This is a genomic window from Rhodoferax sp. PAMC 29310, from assembly GCF_017948265.1.
In the GTDB taxonomy this organism is placed as follows: domain Bacteria; phylum Pseudomonadota; class Gammaproteobacteria; order Burkholderiales; family Burkholderiaceae_C; genus Rhodoferax.
Genome location: NZ_CP072852.1, coordinates 2800971 through 2819626, shown reverse-complemented (window position 1 = coordinate 2819626; position 18656 = coordinate 2800971). Strand labels below are relative to the sequence as shown.

The following is an 18656-nucleotide window of genomic DNA, read 5'->3' as shown; positions in this document are numbered from 1 at the left end:
GTGCTGAGGCCATTCTTGCAGAGGAGATGGTGGAGTCGCTTTGGATGGCCTTTGTTGACTGTTAATTCATACAGTATCATGCCTGCCATGGCCAAAGATAAATCCGTTTTCGTCTGCTCAGAATGTGGCGGCACCAGCCCCAAGTGGTTGGGCAAGTGCCCCAGTTGCAACGCCTGGAACACCTTGGTCGAGTCCGCGGCTGAAAGCAACGCTCCCGCTAAAAACCGCTTTGCGGCGCTGGCCAAAACCGCCGAGATTGCCACGCTGGGCGACATCGATGCCGTCGACATGGCGCGCACACCCACCGGCCATGAAGAGCTGGACCGGGTGTTGGGCGGCGGCATGGTGGAAGGCGGCGTGGTCTTGATTGGCGGCGACCCCGGTATTGGCAAGTCGACCCTGTTGCTTCAGGCGCTGGATTCCTTGCAGCGAAGTGGACAGAGCACTTTGTATGTGACAGGCGAGGAAAGTGGCGCCCAAGTCGCTCTGCGTTCCCGCCGACTGGGCCTGGACAACTCGCAGGTCAAGGTGCTGGCTGAAATCCAGTTGGAGAAAATTCTCGCTACGCTGGATGCCATGCGACCGGACATCGCGGTGATTGACTCCATTCAAACCGTGTACTCCGATCAGCTGACTTCCGCCCCTGGCTCGGTGGCGCAAGTCCGTGAATGTGCCGCGCACTTGACCCGTGCCGCCAAATCCAGCGGTGTGTGCATTGTGTTGGTGGGCCATGTGACCAAAGAAGGCGCGCTGGCCGGCCCGCGTGTGCTGGAGCACATGGTGGACACCGTGTTGTACTTTGAAGGCGACACGCACAGCAGCTTCCGCTTGGTGAGGGCGATCAAAAACCGGTTTGGCGCTGTGAATGAGATTGGCGTGTTCGCCATGACCGAAAAAGGGCTGAAAGGGGTTTCCAACCCCAGTGCCATTTTTCTAAGCCAACACTCGGAACCCGTGCCGGGAAGCTGCGTCATGGTCACGCTGGAGGGCACGCGCCCTATGCTGGTCGAGATACAAGCGCTGGTTGACACCGGCGGCCCATCACCCCGGCGCCTGAGCGTGGGGCTGGACAAAGACCGCCTCGCCATGTTGTTGGCTGTGCTGCACCGCCACGCCGGCGTGGCGTGCATGGACCAGGATGTGTTTGTGAACGCCGTGGGCGGCGTGCGCATCAGCGAGCCCGCCGCCGACTTGGCCGTGTTGCTCGCCATCACGTCCAGCTTGCGGGGCAAGCCGCTGCCCAAGGGATTCTTTGCGTTTGGAGAGGTGGGGTTGGCCGGCGAAGTGCGACCGGCGCCAAGAGGTCAAGAGCGACTGAAAGAAGCGGCCAAGCTGGGGTTCAGTGTGGCGGTGGTGCCAAAGGCCAATGTGCCGAAAAAACCGATTGACGGTTTGACCATTCACGCCGTCGAGCGGGTCGAGCAAGCGATGGAAGTGGTGCGCTCTCACACGTGAGAACTTTGGCGAGCGAGCCATCACGCGATGGCTGCAGGTCGATTCAAGAGGGGATCAGTGCTGGCTCGGAGCTGGGCCACGACCGGCCAAGTGGCGGAATGTGATCCGACCCTTGGTCAAGTCGTAAGGCGACAACTCCAGTGACACTTTGTCGCCCGCCAAAATACGGATGTGGTGCTTGCGCATTTTTCCGCCGGTGTAGGCGATGAGCTGGTGGCCGTTGTCCAGGGTCACGCGAAAACGCGAGTCTGGCAAAACGTCGGTCACCATGCCGCTCATCTCAATCAGTTCTTCCTTAGCCATTGTCTTTACTCCGTTAAGTCTTAAAAATCTCATGCTCCGGCTTGGGCCAGACCATTGGGTCAAATTATTCGGGGCGAGCCAGCACCACCAATTTGGCAGTGCCCGCAGGCCGCTTAAACTCAGTTTAAACGCTCATTCACCCAGATCACGCCTTGTTGAGTGGCGTAATTCAGGGCCGCTGTGTCGCAGCCAAAGCTAGGCGTGAAACGCATTACCCGGTCATGTGTGCCGCGACCGCGACCCGACCGGATGGAGACCGATGCGGCAAAACGCCCGTCATCGAGTTGTTTGCTGAGAGGCGAGACGAGGTACTTGCCCATCTCGATATTACTTATCATTTTATTCATTCATCCATGCGCCGTGACACTCCGTCACGGTTAGCAACTAAAAAAACTGGAAATTCGGCCTGTTTGAGGCCGCTACGTACTTGGTCCGGATCATTTTTGCCACGTTTGTGAGCCAACGTGGCAGCCCTTGAATGGCGTGATGTCAACGGATGTACGGTTGGCAATGCTGATGTGGCAATCAGCAATGGAGGCATTTGGGTGGCGCTCCGTGCACTGTGTCATCCGGGAAGTTGGAGATGCTGGGTTTGCTATGGTGCAAACCAGAAAATTGTCACGCTATATAAGCGATAAACCTAACCAGGTGGCGGATTATACCCTTTGGCGCCTAAGGTGGCAATGCGGGGGCGTTTGGCTGCTTTGATGTCACCACTTTCGCCGGGCTAACATTGACGCAACGACGGAGAACAGCATGGGAAATGAGGATCGTGAGACGCGACGGAGCGTGCCCGAACACAGCCGGCGCCTTAGCAGCCCGTCAAACAGTCTGAAATGGGGGCCTTTGGGCATCGTTGTTTTTTGGATGGTCGTGATGGGCGCGCTCTATCTGGCCATGACGCATTACCTGAAGCCCAGTCCAGTGATTGTGTCGGCCACGGGGGACTTGATCATTCCCAGAGCCCGCGACGGGCATTTTTACGCCCTCGGCGCCATCAACGGACAAGCGGTCACCTTTTTGGTGGATACAGGGGCATCGCTGGTGACGGTCAGTGAAACGTTTGCGCAATCCGCTGGACTGGCGCCAGGCATGCCCACCGTGTTTCAAACGGCCAATGGCACGCTCAACGGACGCACGGTGCCCGACGTTCCCGTCACACTCGGGCCCTTGACGGTGTCGGGCGTTCGGGTGGGCGTTGGCTTGGTGGGCGGCGTGCAGGACAAAGCCCTGCTGGGTCAGAGCTTCCTGGCGCGGTTTGACATCACCCTGACCAAAGAGCAGATGATTTTGCGGGCCCGCTGATCGCCGCGCCAAGCCGCTCCATGCCCCGTAAAATGGTGCCCAACCTGCAGCCTCTGTCCATCCACAAGGAATTCACATGAACCCAATGCCCCCCTCTATGTCTGACCGCGATGGAAAAATTTGGATGGATGGGCAGATGGTGGACTGGCGTGACGCCAAGGTCCATGTTCTGACCCATACGCTGCACTACGGTTGCGGTGCGTTTGAAGGCGTCCGCGCCTACAACGGTGCCAATGGCACCGCCATTTTTCGGCTGGCAGAGCACACCGAGCGACTGTTCAACAGCGCCAAAATCCTGAGAATGAAGATTCCCTTCACCCAAGCCGAGGTCCATGAGGCTCAAGTTGCGGTGGTGCGTGAGAACAAGCTGGGGTCCGGCTACCTGCGTCCGCTGACCTGGATCGGCGACAAGAAACTGGGTGTGAGCCCCAAGGGCAACACCATTCATTTGATGGTCGCGGCCTGGCCTTGGGGCGCGTATCTGGGCGATGAGGGGATGAAGCGCGGCATTCGCGTGAAAATTTCCAGCTACACCCGTCACCACGTCAACATCACCATGACGCAGGCCAAGGCAGTGAGCAATTACACCAACTCGATTCTGGCCAATATGGAGGCCACAGACGACGGCTACGACGAGGCCATGCTGCTGGACGCCAACGGCTTCGTCTCAGAAGGCGCAGGTGAGAACCTGTTTGTGATCAAAAACGGCGTGGTTTACACCCCCGACCTGTCTGCGGGAGCCCTGAATGGGATCACCCGCAATACGGTGTTCCACATCTGCAAAGACCTGGGGCTCGAAGTCGTGCAAAAGCGCATCACCCGCGACGAAGTCTATATTTGCGACGAGGCCTTCTTCACCGGAACGGCGGCCGAAGTGACCCCTATTCGCGAGCTGGACCGTATCGAATTGGGGCGGGACGATTACGTCGGCACCCGCGGCCCCCTCACCGAAAAAATTCAGGCGGCGTACTTTGACATCGTCAATGGCCGCAACCCCAAGTACGCCCACTGGCTGACCCCGGTTTAAGCCGTCCTGCCACCATGAGGGCGTTCAGCGCGCGCATGGCTTCAACCCCCTATTTTGAGTAAAAAAATGAGCAAATCAAGCATTGAACTGTTGGCCAAAGACCTGAATCTCCAAGGGGGCGTGTATTGCCCCAGCCCCTTGGCCGATATGAAAATCTGGAGCGGCCACCCCAAGGTCTATCTGGACGTGGCGCGCACCGGTGAGGCCAAGTGCCCCTATTGCGGCACGGTTTACAAACTCAAGGAAGGCGAGCACTTCGCCGCTCATTGAGTCGTTGGTGAGCGCACCCAAGTCCCTCATCATTGCGCCCCAGTGGATTGGCGACGCGGTGATGACCGAGCCGCTGATGCGCCGACTGGCTGCGCGCGGCGAACAGCTGACGGTGGGTGCTTTGCCGTGGGTGGCGCCGGTGTACCGGGCCATGCCGCAGGTGTCGGCCGTGATCGAGTTTCCGTTCGCCCATGGCGGGCTGCAATTCAGTGCGCGTCGTCGACTGGCCAGCGCCATGGAGGGCGAGTTTGATATCGCCTATGTGTGCCCCAACTCCCTAAAAAGCGCGCTGCTGCCGTTTTTGGCGAGCATTCCAAAGCGAGTGGGCTACTTGGGCGAAGCGCGAATTGGCCTCTTGAGCCATCGGCTGAAGAATCCGCCCAAGACCAAACGCCCTCCCATGGTGGCTTTTTACTCGGCTCTGAGCGGCGCCACGTCAGAGCTTGCGAATGACACCCCGCAGTTGCACTTCGATGCCGCGGACGTTGAGCACGCTTTGGGCTCGATGGGCCTGGTGCGGGGCCGGTATTACGTGTTCGCGCCCGGCGCGGAATTTGGCACTGCCAAGCGATGGCCTGCGGCCCACTTTTCAGAACTGGCCCTCCAGCTTGATTTGCCGGTCGTGTTGCTGGGGTCCGGTAAAGAGTTGGCACTGTGTGAGGAGATTGCGGCGCCAGTCAACCAGGCGCAAGCGGGTCAATGCCTGAATCTGGCGGGAAAAACATCGTTGGCCCATGCGTTTTCGGCCATCGCGGCAGCGAAGGCCGTGATCAGCAATGACTCCGGACTGATGCATGTGGCTGCGGCGTTTGGTGTTCCGCAAGTCGCCATTTTTGGGTCGAGCAGCCCGCTGCACACCCCGCCGTTGAATGGCCACGCACAGGTTCTGTGGTTGAAAAATGACCCTGCCTACCAGCCTGCGCTGGACTGTGCCCCCTGCTTCGAGCGCACCTGCCCCTTGGGCCACACTCGCTGCCTGAACGACGTCACTCCCGCAAAAGTGCTCTCTCTTCTATAGCTTCTTGTGCAAATAGATCAAGGGCCAAAAGCCAGTTTGGCATAAAAAAAAGCCACCCGAAGGTGGCTTTGTAAAAGTTCCCGAAGGAACGTCGTTGGACTCTTAAAGGTTTGAAACTCGTTTCCCTCTCTGGTCGGTTTCAATACTTGATCACTGTGACAGCAGTGGTGCAACTTTACTAAGTCCACCGCGCTGCGACCATCCCACATTTGGGGGATACTGCGGAAATTTTCCACAAAAGTGTCTCATTTTGAGACTATTAGCGACTGTTTTTGGCTGATAAAGGCAAAGACACCACAAAACAGGCGCCGCCGCCCGATCGGTTCTCGCAGGCCACCGTGCCACCGTGGCGCAGCACGATTGATTTCACCAAGGCCAGCCCCAATCCCACGCCACCGTCGCGCTCGGTCGCCCCGGGCAAGCGGTAAAACGGCTCAAAAATTCGTTCCTGCAAGGCGGCAGGCACGCCAGGTCCGCGGTCGCAAACCCGAATCACCACTTGGTCGCCCTCTTGCGCCAGCGTCACAGCAATCTCTCCCGCCGTGTGGCGGCGGGCGTTCTCCAGAAGATTGCGAACGGCGCGCCTCAGCAGCTTGGCCACGCCTTGTACCGGCAGGTCTTCAAGCGCGGGTGCTTGTTTTGCCTCGCCAGCGGCTGACGCCTGCTGCACGTCCAGGTCGGCATCGACCCGGGCGCACTCCTCGGCGATCAAGCCCAAAAGGTCCACTGACTCGATGGTCCCCATGTCGGCCTCGCGGGCGTCCAGGCGACTCGCCAAAAGAATTTCTTCAATCAACTGGTCCAACTCGGTAATGTTTCTCTCAATTTCCGTCCTGAATGCGGGTGACGGGGAGGCGCCCATCAACTCCAGCCCCATGCGAATGCGGGTCAGCGGTGAGCGCAGCTCGTGTGAGGCGTTGGCTAACAGTGATTTTTGTGAGGCCAGCAGAGATTCGTGCGACTTGACCAGGGTCTCCACCCTTTCGGCAGCCACATTGAACCGTTTGGCCAAAAAGGCCACCTCGTCTTGTCCCGCTTCGGGAATGCGCAGCGACAGGTCGCCCGCTCCCCATTGCTCTACCCCGTTCTGCAGCTTTTCAAGCCGTCGGGTGAGTTTGCGGATGATGGGGTAGGTTGCCAGGGCCACGGCCAAGCTAACCAGAGCGAGCATCCAAAAAAAACCAAACGGTGGTCGACTCCAAGAGGGCGTCGGCGCGCGTGGCAAATGCAGCAAGACCGTTTGACCGTCCAGCATGCGGACCAAAAACTCAGGGCCAGAGCCGTAACGTCCACGCGGTTCGGGCCAGTGCGCGGTCCCCTCTCTATCATCGTCTTCCTCGGGGCGTGCTCCCATCGTTCCTGATCGCCTACCGTCTGGCGTGCGCATCCGGCGCGGATGGCCACTGCCGATGATTTGCCCCTGCGCGTTGCGGACAAAAACATCGCGAAGCGGCGGTTCAGCTGCCAAACGCCAGGCCCAGGCCACCAACAAGGTCAATACCGCCACTGCCAGCACCACCGCTAGCCAGATCCGGACATAGAGCTTGTTGAACATGCTCAGTCCTGCTGGCGGGCGAAGACATAGCCAACGCCCCGCACCGTGAGGATGCGTTTCGGATTCTTGGCATCCTGCTCGATGGCGGCGCGGATGCGTCCCATGTGCACGTCAATAGACCGGTCAAAGGCGTCCAGCTCCCGCCCCCGAACGGCTTCCATGATCTGGTCTCGACTCAAGACCCGACCGGCCCGTTCCGCCAAGGCCACCAGCAAATCGAATTGATAGGAGGTCAGGTCACAGGGCTGCGAGCCGACGCTGACGGTGCGCGCATCTCGGTCAATTTCCAGCGTGCCAAAAAGAAGGGTCTGAGTGCTCGTTGACGGGCCATCCACGCGGCGGCGCAGCACGGCTCGAATGCGGGCCAGCAACTCGCGTGGCTCAAACGGTTTGGGTAGGTAGTCGTCGGCCCCGATCTCCAGACCGATGATTCGGTCCATCGGATCCCCCTTGGCCGTCAACATCAACACCGGGACCTGCGCCAGCGGTCCGGGCAGGGTTCGAATGCGCCGGCAGACCTCAAGGCCCTCCATGTCGGGCAACATCAGGTCAAGAATCACCAGATCAGGGGGCGTGGCCTCCAATGCCGTCAAGCCTTGCTGCCCGTCACCCGCCACGCGGACGCTGAACCCGTTTTGGGTCAGGTACTCGCTCACCATGCTCGCCAGTCGGGCATCGTCTTCAATCATCAAAAGGTGTTGGCTCATGCGCACAGTCTAGAGGGCACTCGCATCGGGCGTTTAAAGCGTCCGTAAAGTTTTCGTAAACCTCTATTGACCGTCCAGCGCCTGGATGCGCCAAATCTCGCTCGCGTATTCGCGAATTGTCCGATCCGACGTAAAGGCGCCCATGCCAGCAATGTTGTGAATCGCACTGCGTGTCCACGCGGCAGGCTGGCGATACAGCTCATCTACCCGCTCCTGGCAAGCCACGTAGGCCGCGTAATCGGGCAGTAGCTGGTAGTAATCGCTGTCCAGCAACACCTGTGTCAGATGGCGGTAGCGATCGGGCTCCTCGGGGGAAAACGCGCCCTCGGCCAGTCGGTCAATGGCATTGCTGAGGTCAAAATTGGTCTCGTAGTAGCTTCGGGGGGCATAGCCTTGACCCCGCAACTCGGCTACCTGCTCGGTGCGATGGCCAAAGATGAAGAAGTGCTCCAGACCCACGTGCTCCGCCATTTCGATGTTGGCGCCGTCCCAGGTGCCGATGGTCAGGGCGCCGTTGAGGGCGAACTTCATGTTGCCGGTGCCCGAGGCCTCGGTGCCTGCTGTTGAAATCTGCTCTGATAAATCCGCCCCCGGGATGATGACCTCGGCCAGCGACACGCGGTAGTTGGGCAGAAACACCACCTTCAGTCGGTCGCCCATCAGTGGATCGGCGTTGACCACCCGGGCGACGTCATGAATCAGGCGGATGATGAGCTTGGCCATGTCGTACGCAGATGCCGCCTTGCCGCCAAAAATCACGGTACGCGGCACCCAGGGGGCCTGCGGCTGCGCCAAGATGAGATGGTAGCGGGTGATGACGTGCAAGACGTTAAGCAACTGTCGTTTGTACTCGTGAATCCGTTTCGCCTGCACGTCAAACAAGCTGGTGGGGTTCACCTGAATGCCCGTGCTGCGGGCGATCAGCTCAGTCAGACGTTGCTTATTGTGTTGCTTGGCGTCTCGCACAGACTCTTGAAACTGGGTGTCGTCGACCAAAGGTCGAAGCTGGGCCAGTTGATCGAGGTCGCCCCGCCAAGTCGGGCCGATATGGCGGTCGATCACGGCCGACAAGGACGGATTGGCTTGCGACAGCCAGCGGCGCGGCGTGATGCCATTGGTCTTGTTGCAAAAGCGCTCCGGGTACATCTGCGCAAAGTCAGAAAAAATGGTGTCGACCATGAGCTGGCTGTGCAGTGCAGAGACCCCGTTGACCTTGTGGCTGGCGACCACGGACAGGTGCGCCATGCGTACCCGCCGGACACCGCGTTCCTCAATCAGCGAGGTGCGGCGAAACAAGGCGTGATCATGCGGAAAGCGGTGATGCACCTCAGCCAGAAAATGCGCGTTGATGTCGTAGATCAACCGCATGTGCCGGGGCAACACGCGGTTAATCAGTTCAATTGGCCAAGTCTCCAGCGCCTCCTCCATGAGAGTGTGGTTGGTGTACGAGAAGATCTGGGTGCAAAGGGTCCACGCCTCCTCCCACTCCACCTTGTGCTCGTCCAGCAGCAAGCGCATCAGCTCTGGCACGGCCAGTGCCGGGTGGGTGTCGTTGAGGTGAATGGCGACCCGATCCGCCAACTGGACGAAGTCACTGTGCTTCTTTATGTGACGTCGCAAGATGTCTTGTAAAGACGCGCTGACGAAAAAGTACTCTTGACGCAAGCGCAATTCGCGCCCATGGTCGGTGCGATCGTCCGGGTACAGCACGCGGGACACGTTCTCTGAATGGTTCTTGTCCTCCACGGCTTGGATGTAATCCCCTCGGTTGAACGCGTCCAGATTGACCCCGCCAGACGCCCGTGCTGACCACAGGCGCAGGGTGACCACGCTGCGCATCTCATGGCCCGGCACACCCGTGTCATAGGCCGTGGCAATGACGTCGTTGGTGTCCTCCCACACGCATTTCTCACCCTTCAGTACCAAGTGCCCGCCATACCGAATGGTGTAGCTGAACTCGGGCCGCATGAGCTCCCAGGGATAGCCGTTGACCAGCCAGTAGTCGGGCTCCTCCACTTGCTGGCCCAGTTCGATGCGCTGCGCGAACATGCCGTATTCATACCGAATGCCGTAGCCCATGCCAGGTAGGCCCAGAGTGGCCATGGAGTCCAGAAAGCAGGCCGCCAAACGACCCAGGCCACCGTTGCCCAAGCCCGGCTCCGGTTCGATATCAATCAGCGCGTCGAAGTCCACGCCCAGCAAGGCGCAGGCCTCCTTGAGCGGCTCAAAGATGCCGGCCGACAAGATGGCGTTTGTCAGGGCTCGCCCGGTAAGAAACTCCATGGATAGGTAATAGACCCGTTTGGCATTCTGCGCATCGGCGCTTGCCAGCGACTCTCGCCAGGGGTTCATGATGCGGTCCCGCACCACATGAAAAACGGCAAACAGCCAGTCCCGCTGTGTGGCTGATGGCCGGTCTTTGCCCACTGCATAAACCAGCCGGTCGGCAATGGCGTGGCGCAAATCCTCGACGGTGTTGCCGGGTGGCTCAATTTGAAACAAGTCTGCGTCAGGCATGGTCACTCCTTGTTTGGCAGGTTGTGAGGGCCAGCGCTGGCTGACGGCCGCAGTGCCTGGTACAAGGCCAGGTACTTCTGCGCGGCGCTTTGCCAGTCGAACCGCAAAGTCATTCCTTGTTGCTGCACCTGCGCCCACTCCGCTGGTCGGGCAAACAGCACAAATGCGCGGCGCAGGGCACTGGACAAGCCCTGCGCACTCAACTCGTCAAACACAAAACCGGTGGCGCTGCCATCGTCCAGGTTTTCCAGTGAACAATCCGCCACCGTGTCTGCCAGGCCACCCACACCGCGCACCAGTGGCAACGTGCCATATCGCAAGCCATATAACTGCGTCAAACCGCAGGGCTCAAACGCAGATGGCACCAGAATCACGTCGGCACCCGCCATCACGGCATGGGCCGTGGCCTCGTCATAACCAATCTGCACACCTACTTGCCCCGGATACAACGCCTTGGCCTGAATAAACGCCTGCTCCAGCACCGCATCCCCCTGTCCCAACAAAGCCAACTGGCCGCCCCTGTGAACTAGGTCCGCCAGCACTTCGGGCAGCAGGTGCAAGCCCTTTTGCTCGGTCAGGCGGCTCACCACACCAAACACCAGCGCCTTCGCAGACACCTCCAAGCCCAGACTGGCCTGCAAGGCGGCTTTGGCCACCGCCTTGTTGTCAAGCGTAGCGCCGTCATACGGGGTTGTCAAAAAGGCGTCGTTCTCAGGGCTCCAGATGGCATAGTCCACCCCGTTCAAGATGCCACTGAGTACATGGGCGCGCTCGCGAAGCAGGCCGTCGAGACCGCAGCCCTGCTCCGGCTGAGTGATCTCACGGGCATAAGTGGGGCTCACGGTGGTGAGTCGGTCGCTGTAACGCAGCGCGGCTTTCAGGAAAGACACCTGACCAAAGTACTCTAGGCCATCGACATCAAAGCAAGACGCTGGCAGACCCAGCGCGCGAAGCGAGGTGGCCGTAAACAAACCCTGGTAAGCGAGGTTGTGAATGGTGGTGAGTGTTGCCGGTGTTGCCTCTCCCGCGTCGGACCAGGCCTGCACATAGGCGGGCGCCAGGCCAGCATGCCAGTCATGGCCATGAATTACATCGGGGGTCCAGTCGGGGTCCAGGCCTTGGCCCAGGCAGGCCGCCGCCCAGCCCAGCGCGCCAAAACGCAAGGCGTTGTCCGACCAGTCCCGCCCATCCGGCCCAAGGTAAGGGTTGCCCGGCCGGTCAAACAGGGCCGGGGCGTCCAGCAGGTAGACCGGCACCGCCAGTCCTGGCAACTCGGTGCGCACCACGTCTGCCATTGGCAGGACCGGCGCCGGGCCCCACGGGGTTTCATCGCCGGGCAGCCGGGCGACCGCGTGGCGCTCGGTCACGACGGACATGAGGGCTGGAAAGCCGGGCATCAGCACCCGCACGTCGCAACCCAACGCGCGCAGGGCGGGAGTCAGACCCGCGCTGACGTCGGCCAATCCGCCGGTTTTCAGAAATGGATACAGCTCAGCGCAGACGTAGAGAACTTTCACAAGGCCTCTCGCTTCAGAATGTCCACCATCGCGCTGGTCACCAGCACCACCCCCGCTTCGCTGCGGTAAAACCGCCGGGCATCGGCCTGCGCATCAAACCCAATGGTGGTGCCCTCAGGCAGATGGCAGCCTTCATCCACAATGACCTTGCGCAAGCGGCAACGCCGGCCAACCTCGGCGCCGGGCAGGATGATCGACTGGTCCACCTCGCTGTAGGAATGAACCCGTGCACCGATGAAGAGAACCGAACGGCGCACCAGCGCGCCGGATACGATGCACCCGCAAGCCACCAAGGTATCCACCGCCATGCCGCGTCGCCCATCGTCGTCGAAGACAAACTTGGCCGAGGGCAGGGTTGGCTGATCGGTCCAGATCGGCCAGGACTGGTCGTACAAGTCCAGCTCGGGGGTGGTGGCCGTCAAATCAATGTTGGCCGCCCAATACGCGTCCACCGTGCCCACGTCGCGCCAGTAGGAGGGGGCCTCGGTGCTGATCTTGACGCAGGACATGGCAAACGGGTGGGCCACTGCATCGCCGCGCGCCACCATGGCCGGGATCAGGTCTTTGCCGAAATCGTGGCTGGAGGCGTCGTTCGTCACGTCTGCATTCAAGGCGGCAAACAAGTAGTCGGCATTGAACACATACACACCCATGCTGGCCAGGGCATGGTCGGGGCGCTGCGGCATGGGGGTGGGGTGTTCGGGTTTTTCGTGAAAACCGACGATGCGCCGGGTGTCATCCATCGTCATGACACCGAAGGCAGACGCTTCCGCGAGCGGCACCTCAATGCAGGCCACTGTGCATTGCCCGCCCTGGGCCACATGGTCTTCAATCAGGCTGGCGTAATCCATCTTGTAAACATGGTCCCCGGCCAACACCAGAATGTAACGGGCACGGTGGGTGGCCAGGATGTCCAGGTTCTGGAACACGGCGTCGGCTGTGCCCTGGTACCACGAGCCATGGTCATCGCGCTGCTGCGCGGGGAGCAGGTCAATGAATTCGTTGAATTCGTTGCGCAGGAAGGACCAGCCGTGTTGCACATGACGCATCAGGCTGTGGGACTTGTATTGGGTCATGATGCCAATCTGGTGCACCCCCGAATTCAGACAGTTGGACAGCACAAAGTCGATGATGCGGAACTTGCCGCCAAACGGCACCGCCGGTTTGGCGCAATGCTCGGTCAGGCCCTGCAGGCGCGACCCCCGCCCGCCCGCCAACACAAGGCCAATGGTGTGTCGAACCGGGTGGTGGGGGTCATCGATTTTCATGGTCGTCACTCCTTGGAGGAATCAGTAAGCGCTCACCGGTGAGTGGGCAGGTTTCGCCCATGGGCGCGGGTCATTTCTGCCAGGCGGCGGGCGGGTTCATTCATCACTTGGGACCAGTTGAAACGCCACTCCCAGCAATCCTGCGCCATGCCGGGCGTGTTCATGCGGTGCCCTCCATCCAGGCCCAGTACGTCCTGAAAGGGAACCACCACCGTGTTCGCCACAGACTGCGAGAGCGACTGAATCATGGCCCAGTGAATCTCGGTGTCCGCCAGCGGCCCCAAGTAGGCGCGGGCCGCTTGCCGTTGAAAGGTCTGAGCGCTGTTCCACCAGCCCACGGTGGTGTCGTTGTCGTGTGTGCCGGTGTAGGCCACCGTCTGGCGCTCGTAGTTGTGAGGCAGGTAGGGGTTGGCCGACGTGTCATCAAACGCGAACTGCATGACCCGCATGCCGGGAAATCCACAGGCCTCGCGCAGAGCGGTGACCTCGTGTGTGATGAGTCCCAAATCTTCGGCAATCACCGGCAAGGTCGTGTACACCCCGGCTGAGCGGGCCAATGACTCGAACAGTACCGTGCCGGGCCCCGCGCGCCAGTGCCCGGCCATCGCCGTGGGCTCGGTCGCGGGAATCTCCCAGTAAGTCTCGAACCCGCGAAAGTGATCCAGCCGAACCACATCAACCAGTTTGAGCAGGCGACGAAGTCGGCCTCGCCACCAGTCATAGTCATCCTCTGCCATGGCCTCCCAGCGGTACAGGGGGTTGCCCCATCGCTGACCCGTGGGACTGAAATAGTCGGGTGGCACACCTGCCACCACGGTGGGCTCGCCTTCGGCATCGAGCCGAAAGAGCGGGGCATTGAGCCACACATCTGCACTGTGATGCGCTACAAAAATAGGAGCATCTCCCGCAATCAAAACGTGGCGTTCATGTGCATAAGCCTTCAAACTTTGCCACTGCATCATGAAGCGCCACTGAGTGAAACTGAAAAACCCTAAATCGTCCAGCATGTGACTACCGGCTTCGGCCAATGCCTGTGGCTGCGCGCAGGCCAGTGACCGGGGCCACTGTGTCCAGGGCTTGCCATGGCGCAGTTCCAACGCCATGAACAGCGCATAGCCCTCGAGCCAGTCGGCCTGCTCGATGCGAAATTGCGCCAGCTCGGCCTGCTCAGCTGGCAGCGCCCGTTCGGTGAAGCCCCGCCAGGCGTCCCGCAGGCGGGCCATGCGGTAAGGACCGATTCGGTCGAAGTCGCAGCGACCGGCCTCGAACCGGTGCTCGGTGCCAGGGGTCAGCCAGCCCCGGCGAACCAGGTCATCCAGGTCAATCAGCAAGGGGTTTCCCGCCGAGGTGGATGGGCTGTTGTAAGGCGAATGGCCTTGCCCCACAGGCGAGAGCGGCAGAATTTGCCACAACGTCTGCCCGGCTGACACCAACCAGTCAACAAAATGGTAGGCGGCCTCGCCCAAGTCACCCGAGCCGTGCGGGCCTGGCAGTGATGTGATGTGCAGCAACACGCCGCTGCGCCGCTGCGAAAAAATGGGGGAAGTGGCGTGGTTCACGGTTTGTTCCCTGTGTCGTTGGTCGGCAGGGTTTGCACCCACCCCGCCACACAACGGGGTGGAACCAGCGCAGTCCCTCGACAGCGAGGCGTGATTTCCCCACAGTCCTGGGGCAGTGCCACGGCCGCGGCGCTGTTCAGCGCCCAATGCCACTCGCCAGGCGGCAAGGCAAAAGTCACCGCCTCGTTGGCGGGGTGAAACGCCAACAACCAGCGCTCCACCGGCGCTTGTCCCGCATGTGCCCCCTCGTGAACCTCCACCAGACAGGCAAAGCTGCGTGACTGGGTGTCATCCCAATCTGCGGCGCTCAGGGCCAGGCCATCGGGCCGGCGCCAATGAATGTCTGCTGGCTCGCCCGCGTCCAGTGCGCCAGCCCCGGCGAACCAACGCGCATGGTGCAGTGCCGGGTGCGCATGGCGCAGGTGAATCAGTTGAGCCACAAACGCAGTCAGTTCGGTGTCCACGTTCGTCCAGTTCAACCAGCTCGTTTCGTTGTCCTGGCAATAGGCGTTGTTATTGCCGTGTTGCGAGTGACCCAGCTCATCGCCTGCCAGCAACTGGGGCGTGCCCTGGGCACAAAACAGGGTCGCCAGTAAGGCGCGTCGCCATTCGCCTCGCACTGCAAGCACGGTGGCGTCACTGCTGGGTCCTTCCACCCCGGCGTTGGCGCTCAGGTTGTGGTCGTGCCCGTTCTGATTGCCCTCGCCGTTGGCGGTGTTGTGTTTGTCGCGGTAGGCGGTGAGGTCGGCCAGCGTCATGCCATCGTGGGCGGTGATCAGGTTCACGCTCGCCAGTGGACCCCGGCCGCTGGGCTGAAAGCGGTCGTTGGAGCCGGTCAGTCGGCGTGCCATGTCCCCGCGTGTGCCGGAAAAGCCCAGCCAGAACGCCCGGCTGGTGTCCCGAAATCGGTCATTCCACTCCTGCCACGGCGCGGGAAAATGGCCCAATTGGTAGCCTTCCGGGCCCATATCCCAAGGCTCGGCAATCAGCTTGATGCCTGCCAGAACCGGGTCTTGTGCCATGGCGGCGAGCAAGGCCGAACGCGGGTTAAAGCGCTGGCCCAGCGCTGGATCACGCCCCAGCGAGGTGGCAAGGTCGAATCGAAACCCATCCACGCCAAAGGCCTGTACCCACCAGCGCAGGCTGTCCATGACCAGTTGCACCACTCCTGCTTTTCCCATATCAAAGCTGTTGCCACAGCCGCTGAAATTGAGGTGTTGTCCGTCTCCATCCCGCGCATACCAACCTGCGCTGCCCAGGCCGCGCCAACTCAAGGTCGGCCCAAAGGTGTCGCTCTCGGCGCTGTGGTTGTAGACCACATCCAGCACCACCTCCAGACCCTGCTGGTGCAACTGGTCCACCATCCAGCGAAACTCGGCACGCTCGTCGGTGAACTCGCCACTGGCGTACTCGGGCATGGGAATGAAATAGCCCAGTGTGTTGTAACCCCAGTAGTTGCGCAGGTCCTTGTGAAGCAAATGCGATTCCGTGATGTGAAGCTGCACGGGTAACAGGCACAGCGTGGTGATGCCCAGCCGCTGGTAATGCGCCAGCATGGCGGGGCTCGCCACGCCGGCGAAGCAGCCCCGCCATGCTGGCGGCACAGCTGGGTTCTGGCAGGTGAGCCCTTTCACATGCGCCTCATAAAGCACCGCACGTGCGGGCGGCACCTGCGGCCTTGGCGCCACTGCCGCACCAGCCTGCAGTTCTTGCGCCCAGTCCAGTACGCGAGCTTTGGGCACACGGGCGGCATTGTTTTCAGGGTCGGGGCGGGCGTGCAGCACTTGAGCGTTGGGCGCGGGGAGGCTCTGGTAATCGCGCTCCAGCGACAGCAGGGCAGTGCCACCCGCCATCGCACGCGCAAAGGGGTCGATGAGCAGCTTGGCCGGATTAAAGCGACGCCCGTGCTCCGGTTCATAGGGCCCGTGCGCCCGCAGGCCGTACAACTGCCCGCACACCAGTCCCGGTGCAAACCCGTGCCAGACGCCACCGGTCCTCGCGGGCAGCGCAAAGCGAGCGGTTTCCTCGTGGCCTTGCTCGTCGAACAGACATATCTCTACTCGCTCGGCGTCCTCGGCATACACCGCGAAGTTCACCCCGGCCGCGCCCTGTTGCGACACCAGACTGGCGCCCAGTGGCCAAGGCTGCCCCATCCCGCACGGCACCTCCTGGGCGGGTGTGCGGGCAGGGATCATACGGCGCTCTCAGGGGCTAGCCAGAGTACGCCCAAAGGAGGCAAAGTCAGCAGCAGAGAGTAGGGTTGTCCTTGCGCGGGTTGTGCCTCAGCGTGGCAACCGTCGCCGTCGCCGTCGCCGTCGCCGTCGGCTCCACTGGCGAGGCCGCTGCCGCCAAAGTAGCTGGCTTCGGTGTTCAGTAGTTCCTGCCAGCGACCGGCGTGCGACACGCCTACCCGGTAGCCATGGCGGACCACGGGCGTCAAATTGCAGACCACCACCACTTGGTCTTCGGGAGTGTGGCCGCGGCGTACCCAGCTGTAGATGGAGTGCGCCTGGTCATGCACATCCAGCCAGGCAAAGCTCTCCGGCTCGTCGTCTCGGGCATGCAGGCCAGGGTGGCTGCGGTACAGGCGATTGAGTTCGCGCACCAGTCGCTGAATGCCCGCATGCTCCGGGGTGTCCAGCAAGGCCCAGTCCAACTCAGCGTCGTGGTTCCACTCTCGCAGCTGGCCCAGCTCCGCCCCCATGAAGAGTAATTTGCGCCCGGGGTGGGCGTACATCAAAGCGTACAAGGCACGCAGGTTGGCTCGCTTTTGCCACGGGTCGCCCCACATCTTGCTGTACAAGGAACCCTTGCCATGCACGACCTCGTCGTGCGACAAGGCCAGCACATAGTGCTCGCTGTAGGCGTACATCATGGCAAAGCTGACGCGGTGATGGTGGTGCGCACGGTGCACCGGGTCCAGGGAAAAGTAAGACAGGGTGTCGTGCATCCAGCCCAGATTCCATTTGTAGTGAAAGCCCAAACCCCCGCTCCAGGGCGGCGCGGTGACACCGGCAAAAGCGGTGGACTCTTCGGCCAGGGTGATTGCGCCCGGCGCCTCCTGGCCCAGCACCCGGTTGACTTCGCGCAGAAAGGCAGTGGCTTCGTAGTTTTCCCGGCCACCGTCCTTGTTGGGAATCCATTCGCCCGGCTTGCGGCTGTAGTCCCGGTAGAGCATGGAGGCCACGGCATCCACGCGCAAACCATCAATCCCGTAGCGTTCAATCCAGAACAGGGCGTTTCCCACCAGAAAATTGCGCACCTCATGGCGGCTGTAGTTATAAATCAGGGTGCTCCAGTCCGCGTGCACCCCTTCGCGCGGGTCCGCGTGCTCAAACTGGGCCGTGCCATCAAACCAGGCCAGCGCATGGTCGTCGTCCGGGAAATGCGCGGGCACCCAGTCCAGCAGCACCTGCAGGCCGGCATCGTGGGCCGCTGCCACAAAGTCCCGGAACGAGGTCATGTCGCCGTAGCGCGCCGTGGGCGCGTAGAGCCCGGTCGGCTGGTAACCCCAAGAGCCGTAGAACGGGTGCTCGCTGATGGGCAGCAACTCGAGGTGCGTAAAACCCAAATCTGCCACATACGGCACCAGGGTTTGCGCCAGAAACTCCCAATCCGGCCAATGGCCATGGGGGCGCCGCCAGGAGCCCACATGCACCTCGTAAATGCTCATGGGCGCGGTCAATGCGTTGGCGTCGGCGCGTTGGCCCGGCGGCCGCTGCACCGGTTCGGGCAGCCGGCTCACCACGCTGGCGTGGCCTGGGCCGGGCTCGGCACGCAAGGCATAGGGGTCGGCCTTGAGGGTGGACAGGCCGTCGGCGCCCAACACGGCAAATTTGTAGAGTGCGCCCACTCCAACGCCGGGCACAAAGAGCTCCCAGGCGCCGCATTCAACGCGGTGACGCAGGGGGTGCTTGCTGTCATCCCAGCGATTGAAATCGCCCACCACCGCTACCCGCCTGGCATTGGGCGCCCAGACGGCAAAGGAGGTGCCGGCTATGCCGTCACGCGTGCAAGGGTGCGCGCCCAGCTTTTCCCAAGGCCGCAAGTGCTGGCCCGCCGCCAGCAGCCACATGTCTGTCTCGCCCAGCCAAAACTCACTGGGGTGCGTGGTGGCAGAGTGGTTCAGCATGGTGTGGGGCATGGCGGTTAATT

At 61.4% G+C, this 18656-nt stretch carries 15 protein-coding genes; 5 read left to right on the top strand and 10 right to left on the bottom strand.

Annotated elements, in window-relative coordinates:
* Nucleotides 1-87: 87 nt before the first annotated feature.
* Nucleotides 88-1455, top strand: a complete 1368-nt coding sequence (radA, locus tag J8G15_RS13030; RefSeq protein WP_210542502.1) for a DNA repair protein RadA — start codon at nt 88-90, stop codon at nt 1453-1455.
* Nucleotides 1456-1509: 54 nt separating this feature from the next.
* Here the strand turns inward: radA and infA are convergent, their stop codons facing one another.
* Nucleotides 1510-1758, bottom strand: coding sequence for a translation initiation factor IF-1 (infA, locus tag J8G15_RS13025; protein ID WP_210542500.1), 249 nt, complete (start codon nt 1756-1758; stop codon nt 1510-1512).
* Between the two features lie 119 nt (nt 1759-1877).
* Nucleotides 1878-2105: a hypothetical protein gene (locus J8G15_RS13020; RefSeq protein ID WP_210542498.1), complete on the bottom strand. Its 228-nt coding sequence runs from the start codon at nt 2103-2105 to the stop codon at nt 1878-1880.
* A gap of 409 nt (nt 2106-2514) precedes the next feature.
* Between J8G15_RS13020 and J8G15_RS13015 the strand changes: the two genes are divergently transcribed.
* The 4 genes from J8G15_RS13015 to waaF all read left to right on the top strand — a co-directional run bounded on the left by J8G15_RS13015 (nt 2515) and on the right by waaF (nt 5378).
* Nucleotides 2515-3063 (top strand): TIGR02281 family clan AA aspartic protease, encoded by a 549-nt coding sequence (locus J8G15_RS13015; protein WP_210542496.1) that lies wholly within the window; start codon nt 2515-2517, stop codon nt 3061-3063.
* A gap of 76 nt (nt 3064-3139) precedes the next feature.
* Complete coding sequence (locus J8G15_RS13010; RefSeq protein WP_210542494.1) at nt 3140-4090, top strand: branched-chain amino acid transaminase; 951 nt, start codon at nt 3140-3142, stop codon at nt 4088-4090.
* Between the two features lie 66 nt (nt 4091-4156).
* Nucleotides 4157-4360 carry a zinc-finger domain-containing protein gene (locus J8G15_RS13005; RefSeq protein ID WP_210542492.1) on the top strand — a complete coding sequence of 68 codons (204 nt, stop codon included), beginning with the start codon at nt 4157-4159 and terminating at the stop codon, nt 4358-4360.
* Between the two features lie 61 nt (nt 4361-4421).
* Nucleotides 4422-5378 carry a lipopolysaccharide heptosyltransferase II gene (gene waaF / locus J8G15_RS13000; RefSeq protein WP_240538563.1) on the top strand — a complete coding sequence of 319 codons (957 nt, stop codon included), beginning with the start codon at nt 4422-4424 and terminating at the stop codon, nt 5376-5378.
* 259 nt (nt 5379-5637) lie between these two features.
* Here waaF and J8G15_RS12995 read toward each other — a convergent pair whose 3' ends face one another.
* From J8G15_RS12995 to glgB, 8 genes are all read right to left on the bottom strand, one after another.
* Nucleotides 5638-6933: a cell wall metabolism sensor histidine kinase WalK gene (locus J8G15_RS12995; protein WP_210542489.1), complete on the bottom strand. Its 1296-nt coding sequence runs from the start codon at nt 6931-6933 to the stop codon at nt 5638-5640.
* Between the two features lie 2 nt (nt 6934-6935).
* The gene (locus J8G15_RS12990; RefSeq protein ID WP_210542487.1) at nt 6936-7640 is read right to left on the bottom strand and encodes a response regulator; all 705 of its coding nucleotides are present in this window, start codon (nt 7638-7640) and stop codon (nt 6936-6938) included.
* A gap of 63 nt (nt 7641-7703) precedes the next feature.
* Nucleotides 7704-10157, bottom strand: a complete 2454-nt coding sequence (locus tag J8G15_RS12985) for a glycogen/starch/alpha-glucan phosphorylase (protein WP_210542485.1) — start codon at nt 10155-10157, stop codon at nt 7704-7706.
* Between the two features lie 2 nt (nt 10158-10159).
* Nucleotides 10160-11674, bottom strand: a complete 1515-nt coding sequence (gene glgA / locus J8G15_RS12980; protein ID WP_210542483.1) for a glycogen synthase GlgA — start codon at nt 11672-11674, stop codon at nt 10160-10162.
* Nucleotides 11671-12942, bottom strand: a complete 1272-nt coding sequence (gene glgC, locus J8G15_RS12975) for a glucose-1-phosphate adenylyltransferase (protein ID WP_210542481.1) — start codon at nt 12940-12942, stop codon at nt 11671-11673. Before glgC ends, glgA begins: the two co-directional genes overlap by 4 nt.
* Nucleotides 12943-12974: 32 nt before the next feature.
* Nucleotides 12975-14501, bottom strand: coding sequence for a 4-alpha-glucanotransferase (malQ, locus tag J8G15_RS12970; RefSeq protein ID WP_240538270.1), 1527 nt, complete (start codon nt 14499-14501; stop codon nt 12975-12977).
* A complete protein-coding gene (gene glgX / locus J8G15_RS12965) occupies nt 14498-16696 on the bottom strand; it encodes a glycogen debranching protein GlgX (RefSeq protein ID WP_210542480.1) in 2199 nt (732 codons plus the stop codon). The genes malQ and glgX overlap by 4 nt, the downstream gene beginning before the upstream one ends.
* Entirely contained in the window at nt 16693-18645 is a 1953-nt protein-coding gene (gene glgB / locus J8G15_RS12960; protein WP_210542478.1) for a 1,4-alpha-glucan branching protein GlgB, read from the bottom strand. Before glgB ends, glgX begins: the two co-directional genes overlap by 4 nt.
* Nucleotides 18646-18656: the final 11 nt, after the last annotated feature.